Origin of the sequence: Salinibacterium sp. PAMC 21357, from assembly GCF_000247645.1 — a bacterium.
Taxonomy (GTDB): Bacteria; Actinomycetota; Actinomycetes; order Actinomycetales; family Microbacteriaceae; genus Rhodoglobus.
Map to the genome: position 1 here is coordinate 1,096,569 of NZ_AHWA01000004.1, position 19,460 is coordinate 1,116,028.

A 19,460-nucleotide genomic window follows, 5' to 3' on the forward strand; every position below is an offset into this window, starting at 1 on the left:
TCAGTTGGGGCTGCGCTTTCTTACGGCAGCACTCGCTTGTATTCGTATGAGGTAACAGTTGCCGCTGTTGCACCGTTGCTCCGTTCTCCCAGGCGTCTCGTCGCGCTCTGGATTTCTTCGCTGTCTGATTCATCCATGAGGCGCGCGGTCTCGGCGTACTCACCGAGTTGATGTGCCGGCACGGGCTGGTTCTCGGGCAAGCTTCGCCCTTCGAAGGCGCGCCTCTCCACCGTGAGCGCGTCCCTGTTGTTTTGCAGCCCTCCCGATGCCGGGACTAGATCGTCGGTGTGCTCAATAACTATCACCGGCACATTCGGGGGGAGAGGAATTTGTCCGATAGGGCCTCCAATCGTGAAGACCCCGGTGGTGTTGTACTCACCGGAACCCGCGAGCCGCGCTGCCGTGGCCGCACCTTGGGAGTACCCGGTGAAACCGACTGAACTTTCACTAGTGACTCCGGCGTCGCGCATCGCTGCCTCAACGGCGGCCACCGAACCCCCGTCGGACCCCGCCGCATTTGAAACGTTGCTCGTGAAGTCCCACGGTTCCTCGCTACCCGAGAAGGCAAAGTCTTGGGTTCCCGCAACGTAGACCTCAAAATGTTCCTCGCCTCCCGGAAGTATGTATTTCTCTATTCGAATCTGTTCGGGGTGCTCTGCGGTCGGCTGCGGGATTCGGCTGACACGTTCGCTATTGGACTGTGGTGCAGTCACCGCCACTGGCGCTGTCTTACTCACCTGCGTTACCGGCGTTTCGGTTAGAACTCCCCCGAGGCTGGCCGCTCGCTGAAGGAACCCGGCCGAGGTGCCCAACCCAATCAATCCGGCGTCGCTCAGCGCTGACACGACGTTCGGGGGGAGCCCCACGACGCCGGCGAAAAACTCGTCGGCTGACATGACCCCGTGCCGCAGTGCCAACACGAAGGCTGGGTCACTCATGAGCTTGTTCAACGCTGCTGATAGCTGCTCGGTAGTGGGAGCAGGTTTGTTCTGACCGCCGAGGAGGTAAGCCGCAAGGCCAATACCGGCCAAGAGAGGAAGCGCCGGCCCCGTGGTGAGCACGAACGCTGCCGCCCAAGCGGGGAAGAGAAAACCCAGCAGCGCTGCGGCGTTCGCCGAGAGCTTGCTCATGGCCGCTTCGGTCAAGGCTTCCATCCAGCCATATGTTTGCGCCGCATAACGAACGAGCCCGCTCAACTCCTCCGCCCTCTGGGCAATTGTCTGGAGGTCGACGTAAGCGCAATCGAGATCGACCTCGACGAGAGCAGCACCGGAGGGGATGCCCCACGACTCCATTTGCTGAACGGTGAGCCGGTCATCCACCATTCGAATGGAGCCAGCAATTTCTCGAGTCATGTCGGCGGCCCGCTGCAATTCGCTTGCGCTACTGAGAATTTCGTCTGTGGCAATCGAAGAGCTGCCGCCGCCTGAGACGATGAGTTCATCCGACATGGGCACTCATCTGGTTGGCGGCGTTCGTCGTTCGGCTCTCGATGCTGTCGATGAGTGCGCGTGCTCGCGCAAGATCGCGGTGCAGTTCAAGTACCCCCTCGGTGAATCGCTCGTGAGCCGGGCCACGCCAGTCGATGCGCTCAATCGGCAGCAGGGCCCGCACATAACGCAGCCGTTCATTAATTATTCGGAGTTGTTGCGCTTGAAATTGGAGTGCGAGCTGGGCTGTCGCATCGAGGGGTGTGATCACTGGTCGCCTTTCGACATCACAACTCTGGCCAAACAGCAGCACGCTCACGGGTGACCGGCAGGTATCGGGGAAGCAAATCCGTGGACCACCTCTGTTGAGGAGTCGAAACTGCGACACAATGAAGCATGACCTTCGAGCGTGCATTCTTCGACTCGACTACGTTCAAAATCTGTTTCGTCTGCACCGGCAACATTTGCCGCTCTCCGATGGCAGAAGCCGTCTTCACCGACCTCGTTGCTCAAGCCGGTCTCGACAACCGCATCTCAGTCACCTCCGCTGGCACCGGCGACTGGCACGTCGGCGAGGCGGCTGACAACCGCACCATCACTGCCCTCGCAGCACGCGGCTACAATGGGTCTGGGCATCGCGCCCGCCAGTTCGACCCCGAATGGTTCAGCAGACTCGACCTCATCGTCGCGTTTGATCGAGGACAGGAACGAATTCTGCGCACATGGGCGCCCAACGATCAAGACAGATCGAAAGTGCAGCCCATGTTGAGCTTTGACAGCGAACTCGCTCCTCTCGTCGATGTGCCTGACCCCTATTATTCGGATGCCGCACTCTTCGATCATGTCCTCGGCATGATCGAGAAGGCCTGCGGTTCGTTATTTCGCCAGATCACGCCAGGAATTACGGCACCAACCGTCAACAACTAGGGAGCCCCATGAGCCCGTTGCCCGTTCAACCACTGAGCCCCCTCGATGGCCGCTACCGCCCCGCCGTGTCGGCGCTGGGGGAGCACCTCTCCGAGGCAGGCCTCAACCGGGCCCGCGTGCACGTTGAAGTCGAATGGCTGATCTTCCTCACGGGCAAGAGCCTCTTCGGCTCGAGCCCGATGAGCGTTGATCAGGTCGCTGCGTTGCGTGCCTTCGCTACCGATTTCGGCCAAGAGCAGATCGATGAACTCGCTCGCCTCGAAGCCACCACCCGCCACGACGTCAAAGCAGTCGAGTACCTGGTGCGCGCCAAGCTCGACGAGCTGGGCCTCACCGCGATCGCTGAACTCACTCACTTCGCGGCCACGAGCGAAGACATAAACAACCTCTCTTACGCGCTCACCATCTCGGATGCCGTACGCGAAGTCTGGCTGCCCAAGTTCCGTACTGTGCTCGCTGCGCTTCGCACGCAGTCTGAGCTCATGCGCGATAACGCGATGCTCGCTCACACCCACGGTCAGCCGGCGACGCCGACCACCATGGGCAAGGAGTTTGCGGTCTTCGTGTACCGGCTCGACCGCATCCTGACTCGCATCGAAGGCATCAGCTACCTCGGCAAGTTCAGCGGAGCCACCGGCACGTTTGCCGCCCACCTCGCTGCAGACCCCGAGCAGAACTGGCCAGCCCTTTCGAAGGAGTTCGTGGAATCCCTCGGGCTCGACTGGAACCCGCTGACCACGCAAATTGAATCGCACGACTGGCAAGTGGAGCTGTACCAAGCCACAAGTCACGCCAACCGCGTGCTGCACAACCTCTGCACCGACGTGTGGTCGTACATTTCGATGGGCTACTTCCGCCAGATTCCGCAGGCGGGCGCAACCGGTTCGTCGACAATGCCGCACAAGATCAACCCGATCCGCTTCGAAAACGCTGAGGCCAACCTCGAGCTCTCGAGCGCTCTTCTGGAGTCGCTCGCTCAGACTCTCGTGACCTCACGACTCCAGCGCGACCTCACCGACTCCACGACGCAGCGCAACGTGGGTGTCGCCTACGGTCACTCGCTGCTCGCTCTCGACAACATCGAGCGCGGCCTCAAGGAGATCGCCCTTGACCCGGTGGCTCTCGACGCTGATCTCGACAGCAACTGGGAGATCCTCGGCGAGGCCATCCAGACGGTCATCCGTGCCGAGGTTACCGCGGGCCGCAGCACCATCAGCGACCCCTACGCGATCCTCAAGGAACTCACGCGCGGCAAGCGCATCAACTCCGTCGACCTCACCGAGTTCATCTCGGGCCTCGACATTGGTGCGGATGCCAAGGCACGTTTGCAGGCGCTCACTCCGGCCACCTATGTCGGCCTTGCGAGCTCGCTCGTCGACTACCTCGGTGACACCAAGTAGTTCGCGCTCTACGGCGAGCAACTCACGCTAAACACAGGGTCGGTCTCCTCACGGAGGCCGGCCCTTTGTGTTTCGCGCCGTGCCGTGCCGCGCGGCGCCGTGCCTTCACGGAAATTCAGGAGATCTCGCTGCCGCAATCGCCGCGACCCTGACAACTCGTACCGTTTTCGCGCCTCGTCGCCCCAGCGCTGGTGAATCTCCTGAATTTCCGTGAGACCAGCCGAATCGACGCGCCGAGCCCCGACCGCTCGCCGTCTCGGCGCTAGTAGTACACAGCGAGGGCACCGTTGGGCCCGTCGATGACCTGCACCGGAGTATCGAAGATCCGAGTGAGCACAGTGTCGGTCAAGATCTCAGCGGGCGTGCCGAATTCGGTGACCTGGCCGTCCTTGACGGCGCAAATGTGGTCGGCGTAGTGCCCCGCAAAGTTGATGTCGTGAAGCACGATGATGATGGTGCGGCCGAGCTCTTGGGCAGCGCGCTTCAGGTGGCGCATCATCTGCACCGAGTGCTTCATGTCGAGGTTGTTGAGGGGCTCATCGAGCAGCACGTATTCGGTGTCTTGCGCGAGCACCATGGCAACGTAGGCGCGTTGGCGCTGTCCGCCTGAGAGCTCGTCGAGGTAGCGGTCTTGCAGGCCTTCAAGGTTCAGAAAGGTGATGGAGTTGTTGATCGCCACCTCATCCGCTTCGGTCAGTCGGCCGTGCGAATACGGGAAGCGGCTGAACCCCACGAGCTGACGCACCGTGAGGCGGGCGATGAAATGGTTCTCTTGCCGCAGGATCGCGATGATCTTGGCGAGGTCTTTCGACTTGGTCTTCGCGACGTCGTAGCCCGCGACTTCGATGTGGCCCGAGTCGATCCCGAGCAGGCGGCCGATCATGGTCAGCAGGGTGGATTTTCCCGCACCGTTCGGACCCACCAGCGCGGTGATGCCGCCCTCGGGGATCGTGAGGTCGACCGGCCCAATAGTGATTTCGTGGCCATAGCTTTTGCCCACGTTGTTCAGGGTGATCACAGTCGCCCCTTTCTCAGAATGACGATGAGGAAGACGGTTCCTCCGACAAGTTCAACGATGATCGACACCACTCCTTGCGCGTAGAACAGGTTCTTCATCACGAAGTACGCGCCGCCTAAGACCACGAATCCGGCCAACACCGCGATCGGGAAGATGTGGCGATGGTCGTAGGTGTCCGCGAATTGGTAGGCGAGCGTGGCGACCAAGAATCCAAAGAAGGTCATCGGGCCGACAAGCGAAGTAGAAACGGCCATGAGAATCGAGACGAAGAACAGCACGCGCATGATCTCGAACCGGTAGCTGATTCCTAGGTTGGTGGCGGTGTCCGAACCCAGCGCAATGATGTTGAGGCGCCGGCCTTGCGAGAGCAGCACGGTGCCGGCCACCAGGCAGAGCACGAGCGAGATCGGCAGGTAGCTGGCATCCGCATTGGAGATGGAACCGAACAGGCGGGCCGTCAGAATGTCGAACTCACTGGGCGTGAGCAGGCGCTGCATGAACGTCGACACCGCTCCAAGACCGCCCCCGATGACGATGCCCACGAGCAGCATGATCTGCAGGTTGCCGTACTTTCCCGAAAGCAACCAGCCGTACAGCAGCAGCGAAAGCCCCACCATCAGCGCGATCTGAAGCAAGAACTGGGGGAGACCCTGTAGCGCGACGATGCCGCTGATGCCCAAGAAGTACACCGCAGAGGTCTGCACCGCCACATACAGCGACTCGAAGCCCATGATGGATGGCGTGAGAATCCGGTTGTTCGTCACCGTCTGAAAACTCACGGTCGCAATCGCCTGACAGAAGGCCACGACCGCAATCACGATCACGTTGGTGGCGCGCAGCTCAGCGATGAGCCAGAACCCTTCGGTGCCCACCGGCATCGGGTTGTTCCAGGCAAGCAAGCCGAAGCCTATCGCCACAGCAAGCACGCTCAGGATGCTGAGGAGCGTCCAGTAGCGGCGACGCGCCCGTGCTGTGGGGAAGGGCCCCGTCACGCCGGGGGAGCCAGACGCCGTCTTTGCGGCTTTCGCGGGCTTCGGCTTTTTAGGCGCCTTCGAGAGCTTCGACAGCTTTACGAACTTGGGTTTCTTCGGGCTCTGAAGACTAGTCTCCGAGTTTGCCGCCGACCCGACCGCGGCGACAGGCGTCTCCTGCGCATCCACGGGGCTATGCACGACGGCGCTGCTTCAACAGGAGGGCAATGAAGACGATCGCGCCCACGACGCCCAAGATGAGCGAGACGGGAACTTCGAACGGCATGATGATCGTGCGGCCGACGATGTCGCACACCGTCACGATCGCGATGCCCAGCAGGCAGACCCAGGGCAGGTTGCTGCGCAGATCGTCGCCACGGAACATCGACACGATGTTGGGAACGATCAGTCCCAGGAACGGCAGATTGCCCACGACAACGGTCACGACTCCGGTCGCGATTGCGATGAGCGCGGTGCCGATCAGCAGGATCTGGTTGTAGTTCACGCCGATATTCGTCGCTACATCTTGGCCCAGTCCGGCGACCGTGAGCCGATCGGCGAAGATGAAAATCGCGATTACGACGAGCACGACGATCCAGAGTGGCTCGTACTGCCCGCGCATCACCGAGGTGAAGCTCCCGGCGAACCACACAGAGAGACTCTGAAGCATGTCGGTCGAGAGGGCAATGTAGGTGGAGATGGCGCCGACCACCGAGCCGAGCATGATGCCGACAATTGGCACAATCAGCGAGGAACGCAGCGTGACGCGGCGCAAGAAGAGAAAGAACACCCCGGTGCCGATGAAGGCGGCCACAACCGCACCGCCCATGCGGGCGAGGATGCTGGCTCCCGGGAAGAGGATCATGACGGTCAGCAGCCCGAGACCTGCCCACTCGGTGGTGCCCGTCGTGGTCGGTTCCACGAAACGGTTTTGCGTTAGCAGCTGCATGACCAAGCCGCTCATGGCCATCGCGGCGCCCGCGAGCACCAGGGCGATCGTTCGCGGAACGCGCGTGATGCCGAACATTCTTTGGCCGTCATCCGCCCCAAAAATGTCGTAGACACCGGTGAAGAGGGAGGCGATCAGCAGCAGAACAACACTCACCGTCGCGAGCAGGAGTTTCCAGTCGAAGAGGGTGGTCGTGTTGGCGGGCCGCCGTCGGGCCAGTGTTGACGTCATCCGTGAGTGAGGGTTTCTGATTGAAGGCCAGAACCGTTCGGTGCTGAAGTTCGCCCGGGGGCACGCTTCAGCACCGAACGGCGTGAGTAACGCTAGTTCTTGGCTTCTAGCGCGTCAGCGAGTGCGTTGAAGAACTCGGTGTACGTCTGGATGCCTTCGTTCGTGTACGTGTCAGCCGGCATGTATACGAGGTTGCTTTCCTTCACCGCAGTGACGCCCGAGAGTGCTTCGGAGTTCTCAAGAACTTCGCTGCCCTGCACGTAGGTGGGGTCGTCGGCGAGAATCGCGGCGTCGCGGTCCATAACGAGAATCCAGTCGGGGTTGGAGTCAGCGATTGCCTCTACCGAGATGTCGTCACCCTGGTGGTCTTCGCTGCTCTCGGCAACATCGAGTGCGGCTGTGAAGTCAAAGATGTCGAATACCGGGCCGAGTGTGCGACCGACGCTGGGAGCGGAGTAACCGATCTCGCCACCCGACGTGATGACGGCCATGACCGAGTCGTCTCCGTTGTAGGCAGCGTTCACGCGCTCAATTGCAGCATCGAAGTCAGCGTTGATCTGTTCGGCTTCAGCCTGCTTGCCGAAGATCTCACCGAGAATCGTGGTCTGGCGCTTGAGTTCGTCATCAAAGGGCTCGCCCTCGCGAGGGTCGAGCGAGACAATTACGGCGTCGGGAACAAGCTTGGCGAAATCGTCGTAGTACTGCGTAAAGCGCTGACCATTAATAATGACATCGGGCTGAACGGCGACGACAGACTCAAGATCAGGTTCGCTGTGGTTTCCCAAGTCGATGATTGAGTCGTCCTGAGTGTAAGAAATCGTGCTGGGCATCAGTGCCACGGCGGCGGCGCTCAGTTCAATATCCCACGACGCCAACGTTTCAAAGGTGCGGTTGTCGGTGGCGACAACCGATGTCAGTGGGGTGGTGATGGTGTGCGTGCCGTTGTTGTCCTCGAACTGCACAGTAGCGGTCGCTCCGCCAGCTTCTGAGTCTGCAGCTTCGGGTGCGGCGGTGCTGCAGGCAGTGAGGGCTAGTGCCAGCATGCCAATAAGCGCTCCGTAGCGTGTACGTGAGTGATTCATGATGTCCTTTGTTAGTCCGGGCGACCAAGTGCGGTCAGGCAGAAAAATGCAACATCCGCTGCAGCGGATGTTGCTTAGGTAAGGCTACCCTTAATTCCCGACAGAGGTCAATGAGTCGTCACCGGTCACAAAGCCGTTGATGTCCCCGCGACCAGGAACCACTCAACGGTTCTCGTACTGTTTTTGGGCGCGCTAATGCGAGAAAGAAATCAGCGACGAACCCCTCGCCCGCGCAGAATAGCGAACTCGAGGAGATTCTCACGCGAGCCTAGTGAGCGGCGTCGCGATCCTGTTCATCCATATCGAGCAGTTCGTCTTTGTCGGGTCGTGTAGCGAGCACGAGCATCGCAATGACAACGAGCGAGACGATAAAGGCCACTCCCGCAAAAATGAGGCCGATCATGAGGTCCCGGGTCGACATGAAGACGACCAGACCGGCGAACGCGCCAAAGATTGCAGAGAGGCCGAGAATCTCGGCTGGGCGCGTGCGATCACGCTTATTGGGGGAATCCACCTAATCCTCTTTCTGTTGCATGGCTGCGGCAGCCACGACCTGATCTTTGTTGCTCCACTTAAGTGAGAGTGCAGCGATCACCAAATACACGCCAAGAATGGCCCAATAGGCCCCAAGAAGCCCGACCACCACAATGGACGCCGTCAATTCTCGATCTATTCCGTCCGGGCCGGTGTACGGCTGGCTGAATCCTGGCGGCACGAGCAACACGACTAGGGCGAGTAATGCGGTCAGCGATCCGACGAATACCCAGTCTCGCGAAGAGGCGTCTCGACCGCGGCTGCGTAGCCCAAGATAAAGCTCAATGAAGCCCGTGATTGCGGCAAAGGCGGTGAGCAGGAAAACAAAGTATGCCTGCCCACCACTGCTCGCCACGAACGCGGCGACGGCAGTTGCGAGAGTGACCGCGCCCTGGGTGATCGTCATCGTGCGCGCAATGCCGCGCTGCGGCGACAACAGACTCGAGGTGAGAAGCACGGACCCGGAAACGAGCGCGAAGCTTGCCAGCGTGACAAGGCCGAGCCGTGCGGAATGGTCGGCCGAGAACGTCACGGCGATGGCCACAGCAATGGCCGGAATAGCGCGGGCGAGCGGCACGTACCACGCAGTGGATGCCGGCAGCGGCTCAGCGTGAGCACTAGTCAAGCGATCGCCTTCTTTCTGAACGAGCGGTTACCTCTAGTGTAAGCCGCCCGCCTCCAAGGAAGTTCGTGATGACCGTGATTCGCTGCCGCTATCGGCACCGGCAACGCATCCAAACGCGCCCCGCTCGCCGAATCGAAACGCTAAGACCCCGGCGGCAGGTCGACGAAGCGCGAGAAGTGACCGTGGAAGCCCACGGTGACGGTGCGAGTCGGTCCGTTACGGTGCTTGGCAATGATCAGGTCGGCCTCACCAGCGCGGGGGCTGTCTGCTTCGTACGCGCTTTCGCGGTGAAGCAGAATCACCATGTCGGCGTCTTGCTCGAGCGATCCCGATTCACGAAGGTCGGAGAGGGCCGGTTTCTTGTCTGCACGCTGTTCAGGTCCACGGTTCAGCTGAGAGATGGCAATGACGGGAACTTCAAGCTCTTTGGCGAGCAGCTTGAGCGCTCGCGAGAACTCACTGACCTCTTGCTGCCGCGATTCAACTTTCTTACCGCTCGTCATGAGCTGCAGGTAGTCGATGATGACCATGCGTAGGCCGACCTTCTGCTTGAGCCGGCGGCACTTGGCGCGAATCTCGACCAAGGTCATGTTGGGGCTGTCATCGATATACAGCGGAGCATCATTGATACGGCCACGCGTCTGAGCGATCGTGGTCCAGTCGTTGGCGTGCACCGAACCCTTACGCATGTGCTGCAGCGGAACGCTGGCTTCTGCCGACAGCAGTCGCATGGCGATTTCGCTTCGACCCATTTCAAGCGAGAACACAATCGACGGCAGATCATGGTGAATGGATGCTGCGCGAGCGAAGTCCAAACCCAGCGTCGACTTACCAATAGCGGGTCGCGCGGCCAAAATGATCAGCTGACCGGGGTGTAGCCCGTTGGTGAGTTCATCGAGCTCAGCGAATCCGGTGGGAACACCGATCATCTGCCCGTCGCGGCCGCGGGCCGCTTCGATTTCGTCGATGGCACTTTCAACGGCCGTAGTGAGCGGCACGTAGTCTTCGGTTTCAACGCCGCCTGTTACGGAGTAGATCTCCGCCTGGGCATTGTTGACGAGGTCAAGAACTTCTCCCTCGCTGGCGTAGCCCATCTGCACAATGCGGGTTCCGGCTTCGACGAGGCGACGCAGCACCGCCTTTTCTGTGACGATGTTGGCGTAGAAGCCAGCATTCGCTGCGGTCGGAACGATGCCGGTGAGCGTGTGCAGGTATTCGATGCCGCCAGCTCGTGACAATTCACCAGTCTTGGTGAGTTCGTCAGTAACCGCAATCACGTCGGTGGGTTCACCGTGCGAGTAGAGAGTGAGCACGGCGTTGAAGATCGTTTCGTGCTTGGGAACGTAGAAGTCACCGCCACGAACGGTTTCGATGACGTCAGCTACGGCATCTTTGCTGAGCAGCATGCCACCGATCGCGCTCTGTTCCGCGAGAAGATCGTGCGGGGGTACGCGGTCGCCGCGTGAGCCGCGCGATTCGCCGGATTGACGTTCGTCACCGGCCAGACCCAAGTGCGCTATGGACATACGTTTCCTCCTAGTGGGGCAGCCCTAGTTATACGGGTAACCCCCGACACTCGGGCAGGCTCCACACCGGGACCTGCTTCAAGGCTGCTTCACAATACGAAGCGCGGTCAACAACCCACAACTGGGGTTGTGGATAGGCCTGTGCACAACTCCGGCGAAACGCCGCAAGTATTGTGAGCAACCTGTGGAAACAACTGTGGAAACTGACCCCGGTATTTTAGCTAAAGGTACTCTGACCTGCATTTTCTAAATCCACACACAGTGTGTAGAAACATGTCTAAAGTCTGGCTTGAGGGTTCCGCATTTTTCCTAAATGCTGTGCACAAAACTCTTGACAACGGGGCTTAAAACACAAGGACGACGAGCCAATTGGCTCGTCGTCCTTGCAGTAACTCAGTTACTTGCTAGCAACAACCTGGAGCGTGATCGTCGCAACGATGTCGTCACGCAGACGAATCGTAGCTTCGTGGTCACCAACAACCTTGATGGGGCTAGTGATCTCGATCTTGCGCTTGTCGATGTCGCCAAGACCAGCCGCAATGACAGCTTCTGCCACGTGTGAAGGCTTGACCGAACCGAACAGTCGTCCACCCTGACCAGCGGTCACGGTGAGCTTGACCTTGGTCGCCTGGAGGCGAGCCTTGAGGTCCTGCGCTTCTTCGAGAGTGGCGTGCTCACGTGAAACGCGTGCTGCCTTGATTGACTCGACCTGCTTTTCGCCACCGCGAGTCCACGCCACGGCAAAGCCCTGGGGGATGAGGTAGTTGCGAGCGAAGCCGTTCTTTACGTCGACGACGTCACCGGGAGTACCGAGACCGGTCACTTCGTGAGTGAGAATGAGCTTTGACATTTCGGTGGCTCCTTAACGGCCTGCGCCGGCGTAGGGCAGCAATGCCATCTCACGGGCGTTCTTGACGGCCGTGGCGATGAGACGCTGCTCCTGAACGGAAACACCGGTGATGCGACGGGCGCGGATCTTTCCACGCTCGGAGATGAATTTACGAAGCGTAGCGACATCCTTGTAGTCGATGACGCCTACGCGGATCGACTTAGCTGGTGCGGCGTTCTTGCCGTCCTTGCCTTTGCGGATGGGCTTGCGGCGGTCGCCGCTGCTCTTTCCTGCCATGAGTGTTACTTCTTTCTGTAATTAAGGCTGAGCGTCGAGTGCCTAGAAGGGCGTCTCGTCGGAGTAATTGCCGGGAGTGTTCCATACGTCGCCAGATGCTGCGGGAGCGCTTGCGGCCCAGGGCTCGTCTTTCGACTGCCCGCCGCCTTGCTGTCCGCCACCGTTTTGCTGAGCTGCACGAGGAGCTGAGCTGTCACGGGGTGCACGGGTGATCTGCGCGGTTGCATAGCGGAGGCTGGGGCCGACTTCATCGACCTCAAGTTCCATGCTCGTGCGCTTTTCGCCCTCTTTGGTTTCGTAGGAGCGCTGACGGAGGCGGCCCTGCGCAATAACGCGGCTGCCCTTTGTCAGTGTTCCCGCCACGTGCTCGGCGAATTCACGCCAGCACGAAGCGCGGAGAAACAGGGCTTCTCCGTCTTTCCACTCGTTCGATGCTCGATCGAAGGTGCGCGGCGTTGAGGCAATGGTGAAGTTAGCCACGGCAAGTCCACCCTGCGTGTACCGCAGTTCTGGATCTGCCGTGAGGTTACCCACGACCGTTATGACTGTCTCGCCGGCCACGACTACTCTGCTTCCGCTTCAGCCTTGGCTGCTTCGACAGGAGCCTCGGTTGCAGCAGCAGGAGCCTTCGCTTCTTCGGCCGGGGCCTTAGTTGCAGGGGCAGGGGTTTTGGTTGCAGCAGGAGTCTTTGCTGGAGCGGCAGCCTTGCGGGCAGCCTTCTCTTCAGCAATCTTCTTGGCGGCAGCTACCTGCGCGAACCCAGCTTCTGCACGCAGCACCTTGGTGCGCATGACAGCTTCGCTGAGTGAGAGTTGGCGGTCGAGCTCGTCTGTCGACTTGCTCTCTGCGGTGAAGTTAACGACGGCGTAGATGCCTTCGGTCTTCTTGTTGATCTCGTAGGCCAAACGACGGCGACCCCAAATATCGATGTTATCGATGGTGCCACCGTCATTGCGGATGACATTGAGGAACTTGTCGAGACTGGGAGCCACGGTGCGTTCGTCGATCTCTGGATCGAGGATGACCATGAGTTCGTACTGATGCGTCACAAACCCACCTCCTTCGGACTTAAACGGTTACAGACGGTCTGTAACAGGAGGGTGTTGACGTTCATCTCACCACCTAAAGGTAGTTAGACAACCTGCCTAGTGTAGTTCGAAGACGGGTCAATACTCAAGGCGAACTTCAGTGAGCGGCGTTCTCGCGCTCGGTCCACCATGCTCGCAGTCGTTTTTCGGCTTCCTGCTCGCCGAGCGGACCTTCATCGAGACGCAGTTCAAGCAAGAAAGAGTAGGCCTCACCCACATCGCGGCTGGGCTTCAGCCCCAAAATCGCCATAATTTGCTCACCATCGAGGTCAGGACGCACAGCCGCAATTCCCTCAGCCTCGGCAATCGCAGCGATTCGATCCTCAAGATCGTCGTAGGCGAACGCCAAGCGGTCGGCCTTGCGAACGTTACGGGTCGTAACATCTGCCCGGGTAATGATGTGCAGCCGCTCGAGCTGATCACCCGCATCCCGAACATAACGACGCACTGCCGAATCTGTCCAGGAGCCCTCGGTGTACCCGAAGAAACGCAAGTGCAGTTCAACAAGGCGCGCCACCGACGTGATGGTCTCTTTGTCAAAGCGCAATGCGCGCAGCCTCTTAGTTGCAAGTTTCGCGCCCACAACATCGTGGTGATGGAAAGTGACGACGCCGCCGCGTTCAATCTTGCGCGTCGACGGCTTGCCAATGTCATGGAGCAGCGCCGCTAGACGCAAAATGAGGTCAGGGCCCTCAATACCGGGGCGGCTTTTCTCCAAGTCGATCGCCTGCCGCAAGACTGTGAGCGAATGCTCGTACACATCTTTATGGTGAGCGTGCTCATCCACTTCAAGCTTCAACGCCGGAATCTCGGGCAAAACGTGCTCGGCAAGCCCCGTTTCGACCAGTAGGCGGATGCCCGGCACCGGGTCATCCGTCTTCAATAGCTTCGTGAGCTCATCGCTCACGCGCTCAACACTCACGATGTCGATTCGGGGTGCTAGCTCAGCCATTGCGCGAACGGTCTCGGGGGAGACCGTGAAACCTAGCTGCGAGGTAAATCGTGCGGCCCGCATCATCCGCAAGGGGTCATCACCAAACGACACCTCTGGCGAACCGGGCGTAGTGAGGGTTTTGCTGAGCAGGTGCTCGACACCGTTCCACGGATCTACCAGAACACGCTCGGGCAAACGCAACGCCATCGCATTAACGCTGAAGTCCCGCCGTTCAAGATCTTTTTCTAAGGAATCGCCGAACGCCACGATGGGCTTTCGCGTAGCGCCGTCGTAGCTGTCGGCGCGGTACGTCGTGATCTCTACCGTTTCACCGTCGATTCGCGCCGCAATGGTTCCGAAGTCGCGCCCGATATCCCACTGAGCATCAGAAATCGGCTTAACCAAACGCATGATGTCATCGGGGGTGGCGTTGGTCGCAAAATCTAGATCTGAAACTGCGCGCCCCAGAAACGCATCGCGCACGGGACCACCGACAAGTGCGAGTTCGAAACCATCGGCGGCGAATCGTGCGGCTAGGGTGGCTACTGGTTTAGAGTCGGCAAGCTTTGCAAGGCTCTCAATTGCGTCGGCGACACTCTCCATAGTGCGACTAGTTTCTCACGACACCGAGAGCAATTTGCGCGAATTATCCTCAGGCGCCCATCATTCAGGCAAGGACGAATAAACTCACATCATGCTGGCCAAGCGAGAGGACGGGGGTGAACCTTGCCTATAAGAGTCTTCAGCGCCGCTGTCGCGCTCGGTATTGGCTTGGCCCTCGCCGCCAGCGGAGCCAGTGCCGCGCCGTTCAACGATGTCACTCCCGCACTCACCACAGCCTCGGCAGCCACTCAAGTTTCCGTAATCGCGCCCCTCACCGTGCCGACAGGTAGCGGCGGGCTCATCAACGCCGAGATGCTCAGCGAGTACACCGACTCTTCAGGATTGCTCACTCGTCAACTGGATGCCGTAGCCGGCAAGTCCGTCACGGTGGCGATAGATCCGATGATTCTGGCCTCCATTCGCGTGCTCGGCACGAGTGCGCCGGAGTCTGCGCGCACCTGGTTAGAGCGACTTTCGCTCATCAGTAACGAAATTGTTCCTCTCCCGTACGCGAATTCCGATCCGACATTGGTTTCCCAGTCGTCGCAGGCAACCGTCCTTGCTCCGATTAGCTTCGATTTTGCCCTCAATTCGGCGAATTTCGCGGTAGCGGGTGAACCGAGCTCGAGCCCGACTGCTGATCCCATTGATGTCGGGGCCGACGCTGTTCCGGCGTTCCCGACGACTGAAGATTTGCTCGCGTGGGACTACACGATCGAGGGGTTTGTGCGTCCCCGCGTGAACAGCGTTGTCTCTACGGATCCCGCAGTGTTTCTCGAGAGCGGGTTCAGCACTATGGTGCTGTCGTCGACGAATGTTTCACGGGATGCTGGCGCCGGTTCAGTTGCGACAATCGATGGAATGACGGCGCTGATTTCGGATGCGTCAGCCTCCGCGGCCATGGATGAAGCGCTGGGTTCCACAGTGGGTCGCGATATTTCTGACTCAGAAACGGCACTGTCGTCTGCCGTACTCTCGGCCGGCTCCGCTCAATCAGCGGAAACGGCATCCGTTCTCATCATGATCGATCATTCGCTTGAGCTCAGTGCCGCGCGGCTGGATTCTGCTCTCGCGAGCCTCGCTGCAAGTCCTTCGATCACGCTTGTTCCCCTCACTACTCTGGCTGCGGCACCAGCGGCGACCGCCACCATCGCCGATATGCCCCAGGATGCCTCCCGTCTTGCCGAAGTCGAGCGTCTTCTGCTTGCCGCCCAAGAAGAACGCAGTTTTTTCACGATCGCTACCGATCCTGAATTGCTCATCGCCCAGCGTCGGTTGGCTCTGCTCGATGCCTTAGGAGCTATTGCGACGGAAGACCCCGTGGACTGGCTTAGTGCGGTCAATGGCTTTCTAGTTGACTCACGAGATTTCACGTCGTCGGTCGTCGTTGTTGAATCGAGCAACTTTCTCTTTTTGGCCGACAAGAGCTTCTTGCCGATCTCGGTAAACAACAACCTCAATCAAGCGGTGACGGTCTTCATCACGGTCAAACCACGCACGGCGCTTCTCGCAGTAGGAGACAGTCGAGTCGAGCTGCAGATTGCAGCGAACTCTCAAGCTAAGGGCAACATCCCCGTGCAAGCGCTCTCTAACGGAATGGTGGATGTCGAGATCAGCCTCACCAGCACCACCGGTCTCGCCATCGGGGCAAGCACCCTGAGCGAAGTCAATGTTCAAGCCGGCTGGGAGACCCCCATCGTTCTCGGGTTGGGTGCTCTCGTTGTGGTGATCTTCAGCGTTGGTTTCGTCCGCAGCATTTGCGACGTCGAAAGCCCGTCAATGACTAATCAGGCTGGCCCTGAGGTGGGTCCCCAACCCAGCGGCAGCCCCGCGGCGGCCACCCTCCCCACCCAGAAGACCTCAACTATCGGTCGCGCGAGCGCACTACTGGCATCAGGAACCTTCGTTTCTCGCATTTTGGGCTTCATCAGTGCGATGGTCCTCGCCCGCACTCTTGGGCTAGTCGGAACTGGCGATACTTACGCCATTGCCAACCAACTCCCTAAAGCGGTTTACGCCATCGTGGCCGGGGGAATTCTGAGCGCCGTGATCGTTCCGCAGATCGTGCGGGCCGCTCTCCACAAAGATGGTGGGCAGAAGTTCATCAACCGCTTGGTGACGCTTGGCATCGTCATCTTTCTCATCATCACCGTCGCGGCAACGTTCAGCGCGCCGCTCCTGGTTCAGGTTTACGCACGAGCGAGCGAGAATTTCGGGCCTGCGGAGTTCGCGCTAGCTACGGCTTTTGCCTACTGGTGCCTCCCGCAGATTCTTTTTTATGCCCTGTATTCATTGCTCGGCGAAGTGCTCAATGCTCGGGGTAAGTTCGGGCCATTCACGTGGGCTCCTGTCGCTAACAACGTGGTGATGCTGACCGGGCTCCTCGTGTTCCAGCTTCTCTTTGGCGATGTCACTCGTTTCGCCTCGGAGGATTGGACCGGGCAGATGGTCGCCGTTCTGGCGGGTGGCGCCACGCTTGGCGTCGCCGTTCAGGCAGCACTTTTGGCTTTTTTCTGGCATCGGGCCGGGCTCCGGTATCGTCCTGAGTTCCGCTGGCGCGGTGTCGGTCTTGGCACCGCAGGTAAGGCTGCCGCCTGGACGTTCGGCATGATTCTCGTCACACAGGTCGGTGGCGCTATCGGCACTCAGATTGCGAGCCTTGCCTCGAATGTTGCCGCCTCGGTCTTCGTAATCACCACGGCGTGGTTGATTTTCATGCTCCCGCATTCGGTCATCTCTGTGTCGATCGGAATGGCCTACTTCACACGGATGAGCGGCCATGCTCGTGATGGAAACCTCACCGCGATGCGCGACGATGTCTCGGCTGCCTTGCGGTCCATCCTGATGTTGCTGATGTTCGCCGCCGTTGGACTGATGGTCATCGCTTTTCCGTTCAGCGCACTCTTTGCGACCACCTACGACGAACTGAACTCTCTAGCGATAGTGCTTGTGCTTTATCTTGTCGGCCTCGTGCCGTTCAGCATCATGTACGTCTTGCAGAGAGTGTTTTACGCGTTCGAGGACACACGTACGCCGTTTATCCTGCAGACCATTCAAGTGGTTCTTTATGTTGCTGGAGCGCTTTTCGTCTCAACATTCCCTCTTGACCGCATTGCGATGGGTCTAGCGGCAATGATCAGCATCGCGGGCACCATTCAAACGATTATCGCGCTGATCGTTGTGCGCAAGCGGGTTCCCGGGTTCCGCCTTCTTCCCCTCGTGCTCCGCGCGCTGTGGTTCTTGGCGGCAATGATTCCTGCCGCTGCGGCGGGCTTTGGCATCCTCACACTGCTGGGCGGATTTGGGGAGAGCTCCTTCGTCGTCTCTGGCTTCCTCGGTGCTTTCGTTTCCATCGCGCTAGCGGGCACTGGAATGCTCATCGTTTATGCCGCAACGCTGGCGCTCACTAAGAACGACGAGTTCTTCGCCTTCGTGCGGCCGATTCTGTCGCGTCTCCGCCGGCGCTAGTCTCACCTAAAGTTCACCCCTTGTTCACTTTCAGGCGAACCAAAGTCGTAGGGCTACGAACATTATGTAGCTAGCCCCGCACGCCCCGGCCGGTCGGAATACTCCGTCGCTAGGATGTGTTGAACCGGGTAATAACGATCCCAAGGAGACACGAAACAGTGCGTCAAGTCATCATCATCGGATCCGGCCCCGCCGGTTACACCGCCGCGATCTATGCAGCGCGCGCAAACCTCGCGCCGTTGGTGATCGCTAGCTCTGTCGAGGCTGGTGGCGAGCTCATGAAGACCACCGAGATCGAGAACTACCCCGGGTTTGCCGCGGGTATTCAGGGCCCAGACCTCATGCTCGAAATGCAAAAGCAGGCCGAGCGGTTTGGCACCGAGGTTGTGCTCGATGACGTTACCGATCTTCAGCTCGATGGGCAGATGAAAAAGGTCACGCTAGGCAACGGTGATGTGCACGAAGCTCTCTCGATCGTTTTCGCGACAGGTTCTGCCTACCGCAAACTTGGCCTTCCCGATGAGGAACGCCTCAGCGGTTATGGAGTCTCGTGGTGCGCAACCTGTGACGGTTTCTTCTTCCGCAAGAAGACGATCGCAGTCGTTGGTGGCGGCGATTCCGCCATGGAAGAGGCGACCTTCCTTACGAAGTTTGCCGACAAGGTTTACGTTATTCACCGCAAGGATGAGTTGCGTGCCTCGAAGGCCATGCAGGAGCGCGCTTTCAGCGATCCTAAGATCGAATTCGTGTGGAACTCTGCTGTAACCGGCATCACCGGTTCCGAGCTTGTCGACGGCATCGACCTCACCGACACAGTCACTGGTGCCACTTCTCACCTCGACGTGAGCGGTCTCTTCATTGCGATCGGCGCCGACCCCCGCACCCACCTCGTGCACGGTCAGCTCGACATCAACCCAGACGGAACGGTTGTCGTGGATGGTCGTTCCTCACGCACCAACATCACTGGCGTATTTGCCGCCGGCGACGTCATCGATCCCACCTACCGCCAAGCCGTAACGGCCGCCGGTTCCGGCACCGTTGCCGCTCTCGACGCCGAGCACTACCTGGCGTCACTTCCCCGCGAACTTGTCGCTGGGGCCGTCCAACCGGCACGGGTCGAAGAAGTAGAAGAAAAGCCCAACGAAGAAGCCGCCTAACCCCTATATTTCCACCGAACAAAGGAACACAGAATGTCTGCAGCAACAGAAGTAACAGACGCAAACTTCGAAGAACTCGTCATCAACTCAAAGGACACCATCATGGTCGACTTCTGGGCTGAATGGTGTGGCCCGTGTCGCCAGGTTGGTCCGATCCTTGATCAGATCGCCAGCGAGAATGCCGACAAGATCAAGATCGTCAAGCTCAACGTTGACGACAACCCCCAGATGGCGATGAAGTACCAGATCACCTCGATCCCGGCCATGAAGGTCTTCCGCGGTGGCGAGGTCGTCAAGACCGTCATCGGTGCAAAGCCGAAGCCCGCGCTTGAGTCTGACCTCGCAGAGTTCCTGGCCTAAAGCCACTTTGCGCTCGAAAGCCTCCGGCATC

The 19,460-nt window shown here is 59.5% G+C and carries 18 protein-coding genes and 1 pseudogene; 5 read left to right on the forward strand and 14 right to left on the reverse strand.

What is annotated here, in order from left to right:
• Positions 1-20: 20 nt before the first annotated feature.
• Positions 21-1,451: a hypothetical protein gene (locus tag ON14_RS08665; protein ID WP_010204534.1), complete on the reverse strand. Its 1,431-nt coding sequence runs from the start codon at positions 1,449-1,451 to the stop codon at positions 21-23.
• Positions 1,441-1,701 (reverse strand): hypothetical protein, encoded by a 261-nt coding sequence (locus ON14_RS08670; RefSeq protein ID WP_010204536.1) that lies wholly within the window; start codon positions 1,699-1,701, stop codon positions 1,441-1,443. The genes ON14_RS08665 and ON14_RS08670 overlap by 11 nt, the downstream gene beginning before the upstream one ends.
• 125 nt (positions 1,702-1,826) lie before the next feature.
• Between ON14_RS08670 and ON14_RS08675 the strand changes: the two genes are divergently transcribed.
• Together ON14_RS08675 and purB are read left to right on the forward strand one after the other, a co-directional pair.
• Positions 1,827-2,357 (forward strand): low molecular weight protein-tyrosine-phosphatase, encoded by a 531-nt coding sequence (locus tag ON14_RS08675; protein WP_010204537.1) that lies wholly within the window; start codon positions 1,827-1,829, stop codon positions 2,355-2,357.
• A gap of 8 nt (positions 2,358-2,365) precedes the next feature.
• Positions 2,366-3,757 carry an adenylosuccinate lyase gene (gene purB, locus ON14_RS08680; RefSeq protein WP_010204538.1) on the forward strand — a complete coding sequence of 464 codons (1,392 nt, stop codon included), beginning with the start codon at positions 2,366-2,368 and terminating at the stop codon, positions 3,755-3,757.
• Between the two features lie 262 nt (positions 3,758-4,019).
• On the opposite strand, the gene ON14_RS08685 is transcribed toward purB, so the two are convergent.
• The 12 genes and pseudogenes from ON14_RS08685 to ON14_RS08740 form a co-directional block, all read right to left on the reverse strand.
• Positions 4,020-4,775 carry an iron ABC transporter ATP-binding protein gene (locus tag ON14_RS08685; RefSeq protein WP_010204539.1) on the reverse strand — a complete coding sequence of 252 codons (756 nt, stop codon included), beginning with the start codon at positions 4,773-4,775 and terminating at the stop codon, positions 4,020-4,022.
• Positions 4,772-5,767, reverse strand: coding sequence for an iron chelate uptake ABC transporter family permease subunit (locus ON14_RS08690; protein ID WP_237719720.1), 996 nt, complete (start codon positions 5,765-5,767; stop codon positions 4,772-4,774). Before ON14_RS08690 ends, ON14_RS08685 begins: the two co-directional genes overlap by 4 nt.
• Positions 5,768-5,939: 172 nt before the next feature.
• On the reverse strand, positions 5,940-6,926 hold the full coding sequence (locus ON14_RS08695; RefSeq protein ID WP_010204541.1) for an ABC transporter permease: 987 nt from the start codon (positions 6,924-6,926) through the stop codon (positions 5,940-5,942).
• A 92-nt stretch (positions 6,927-7,018) separates the two neighbouring features.
• Positions 7,019-8,008 carry a siderophore ABC transporter substrate-binding protein gene (locus ON14_RS08700; RefSeq protein WP_039741953.1) on the reverse strand — a complete coding sequence of 330 codons (990 nt, stop codon included), beginning with the start codon at positions 8,006-8,008 and terminating at the stop codon, positions 7,019-7,021.
• A 268-nt stretch (positions 8,009-8,276) separates the two neighbouring features.
• Entirely contained in the window at positions 8,277-8,522 is a 246-nt protein-coding gene (locus ON14_RS08705; protein WP_010204543.1) for a hypothetical protein, read from the reverse strand.
• The gene (locus tag ON14_RS08710) at positions 8,523-9,167 is read right to left on the reverse strand and encodes a hypothetical protein (RefSeq protein ID WP_010204544.1); all 645 of its coding nucleotides are present in this window, start codon (positions 9,165-9,167) and stop codon (positions 8,523-8,525) included.
• Between the two features lie 140 nt (positions 9,168-9,307).
• Positions 9,308-10,693 carry a replicative DNA helicase gene (gene dnaB / locus ON14_RS08715; protein ID WP_010204545.1) on the reverse strand — a complete coding sequence of 462 codons (1,386 nt, stop codon included), beginning with the start codon at positions 10,691-10,693 and terminating at the stop codon, positions 9,308-9,310.
• 397 nt (positions 10,694-11,090) lie between these two features.
• The gene (gene rplI, locus ON14_RS08720) at positions 11,091-11,543 is read right to left on the reverse strand and encodes a 50S ribosomal protein L9 (protein ID WP_010204547.1); all 453 of its coding nucleotides are present in this window, start codon (positions 11,541-11,543) and stop codon (positions 11,091-11,093) included.
• 12 nt (positions 11,544-11,555) lie between these two features.
• Entirely contained in the window at positions 11,556-11,819 is a 264-nt protein-coding gene (gene rpsR / locus ON14_RS08725; protein ID WP_009773575.1) for a 30S ribosomal protein S18, read from the reverse strand.
• Positions 11,820-11,861: 42 nt separating this feature from the next.
• Positions 11,862-12,380, reverse strand: a complete 519-nt coding sequence (locus tag ON14_RS08730; protein ID WP_010204548.1) for a single-stranded DNA-binding protein — start codon at positions 12,378-12,380, stop codon at positions 11,862-11,864.
• 125 nt (positions 12,381-12,505) lie between these two features.
• A pseudogene (gene rpsF, locus ON14_RS08735) lies at positions 12,506-12,847 on the reverse strand (30S ribosomal protein S6); the annotation flags it as partial.
• A 157-nt stretch (positions 12,848-13,004) separates the two neighbouring features.
• A complete protein-coding gene (locus tag ON14_RS08740; RefSeq protein WP_010204551.1) occupies positions 13,005-14,444 on the reverse strand; it encodes a CCA tRNA nucleotidyltransferase in 1,440 nt (479 codons plus the stop codon).
• 123 nt (positions 14,445-14,567) lie between these two features.
• Here ON14_RS08740 and ON14_RS16170 point away from each other — a divergent pair, with 123 nt between their 5' ends.
• The 3 genes from ON14_RS16170 to trxA all read left to right on the forward strand — a co-directional run bounded on the left by ON14_RS16170 (position 14,568) and on the right by trxA (position 19,429).
• Entirely contained in the window at positions 14,568-17,912 is a 3,345-nt protein-coding gene (locus ON14_RS16170; protein ID WP_010204553.1) for a DUF6049 family protein, read from the forward strand.
• A 158-nt stretch (positions 17,913-18,070) separates the two neighbouring features.
• Complete coding sequence (gene trxB / locus ON14_RS08750; protein ID WP_010204554.1) at positions 18,071-19,069, forward strand: thioredoxin-disulfide reductase; 999 nt, start codon at positions 18,071-18,073, stop codon at positions 19,067-19,069.
• A 33-nt stretch (positions 19,070-19,102) separates the two neighbouring features.
• Positions 19,103-19,429, forward strand: a complete 327-nt coding sequence (trxA, locus tag ON14_RS08755; RefSeq protein ID WP_010204555.1) for a thioredoxin — start codon at positions 19,103-19,105, stop codon at positions 19,427-19,429.
• Positions 19,430-19,460: the final 31 nt, after the last annotated feature.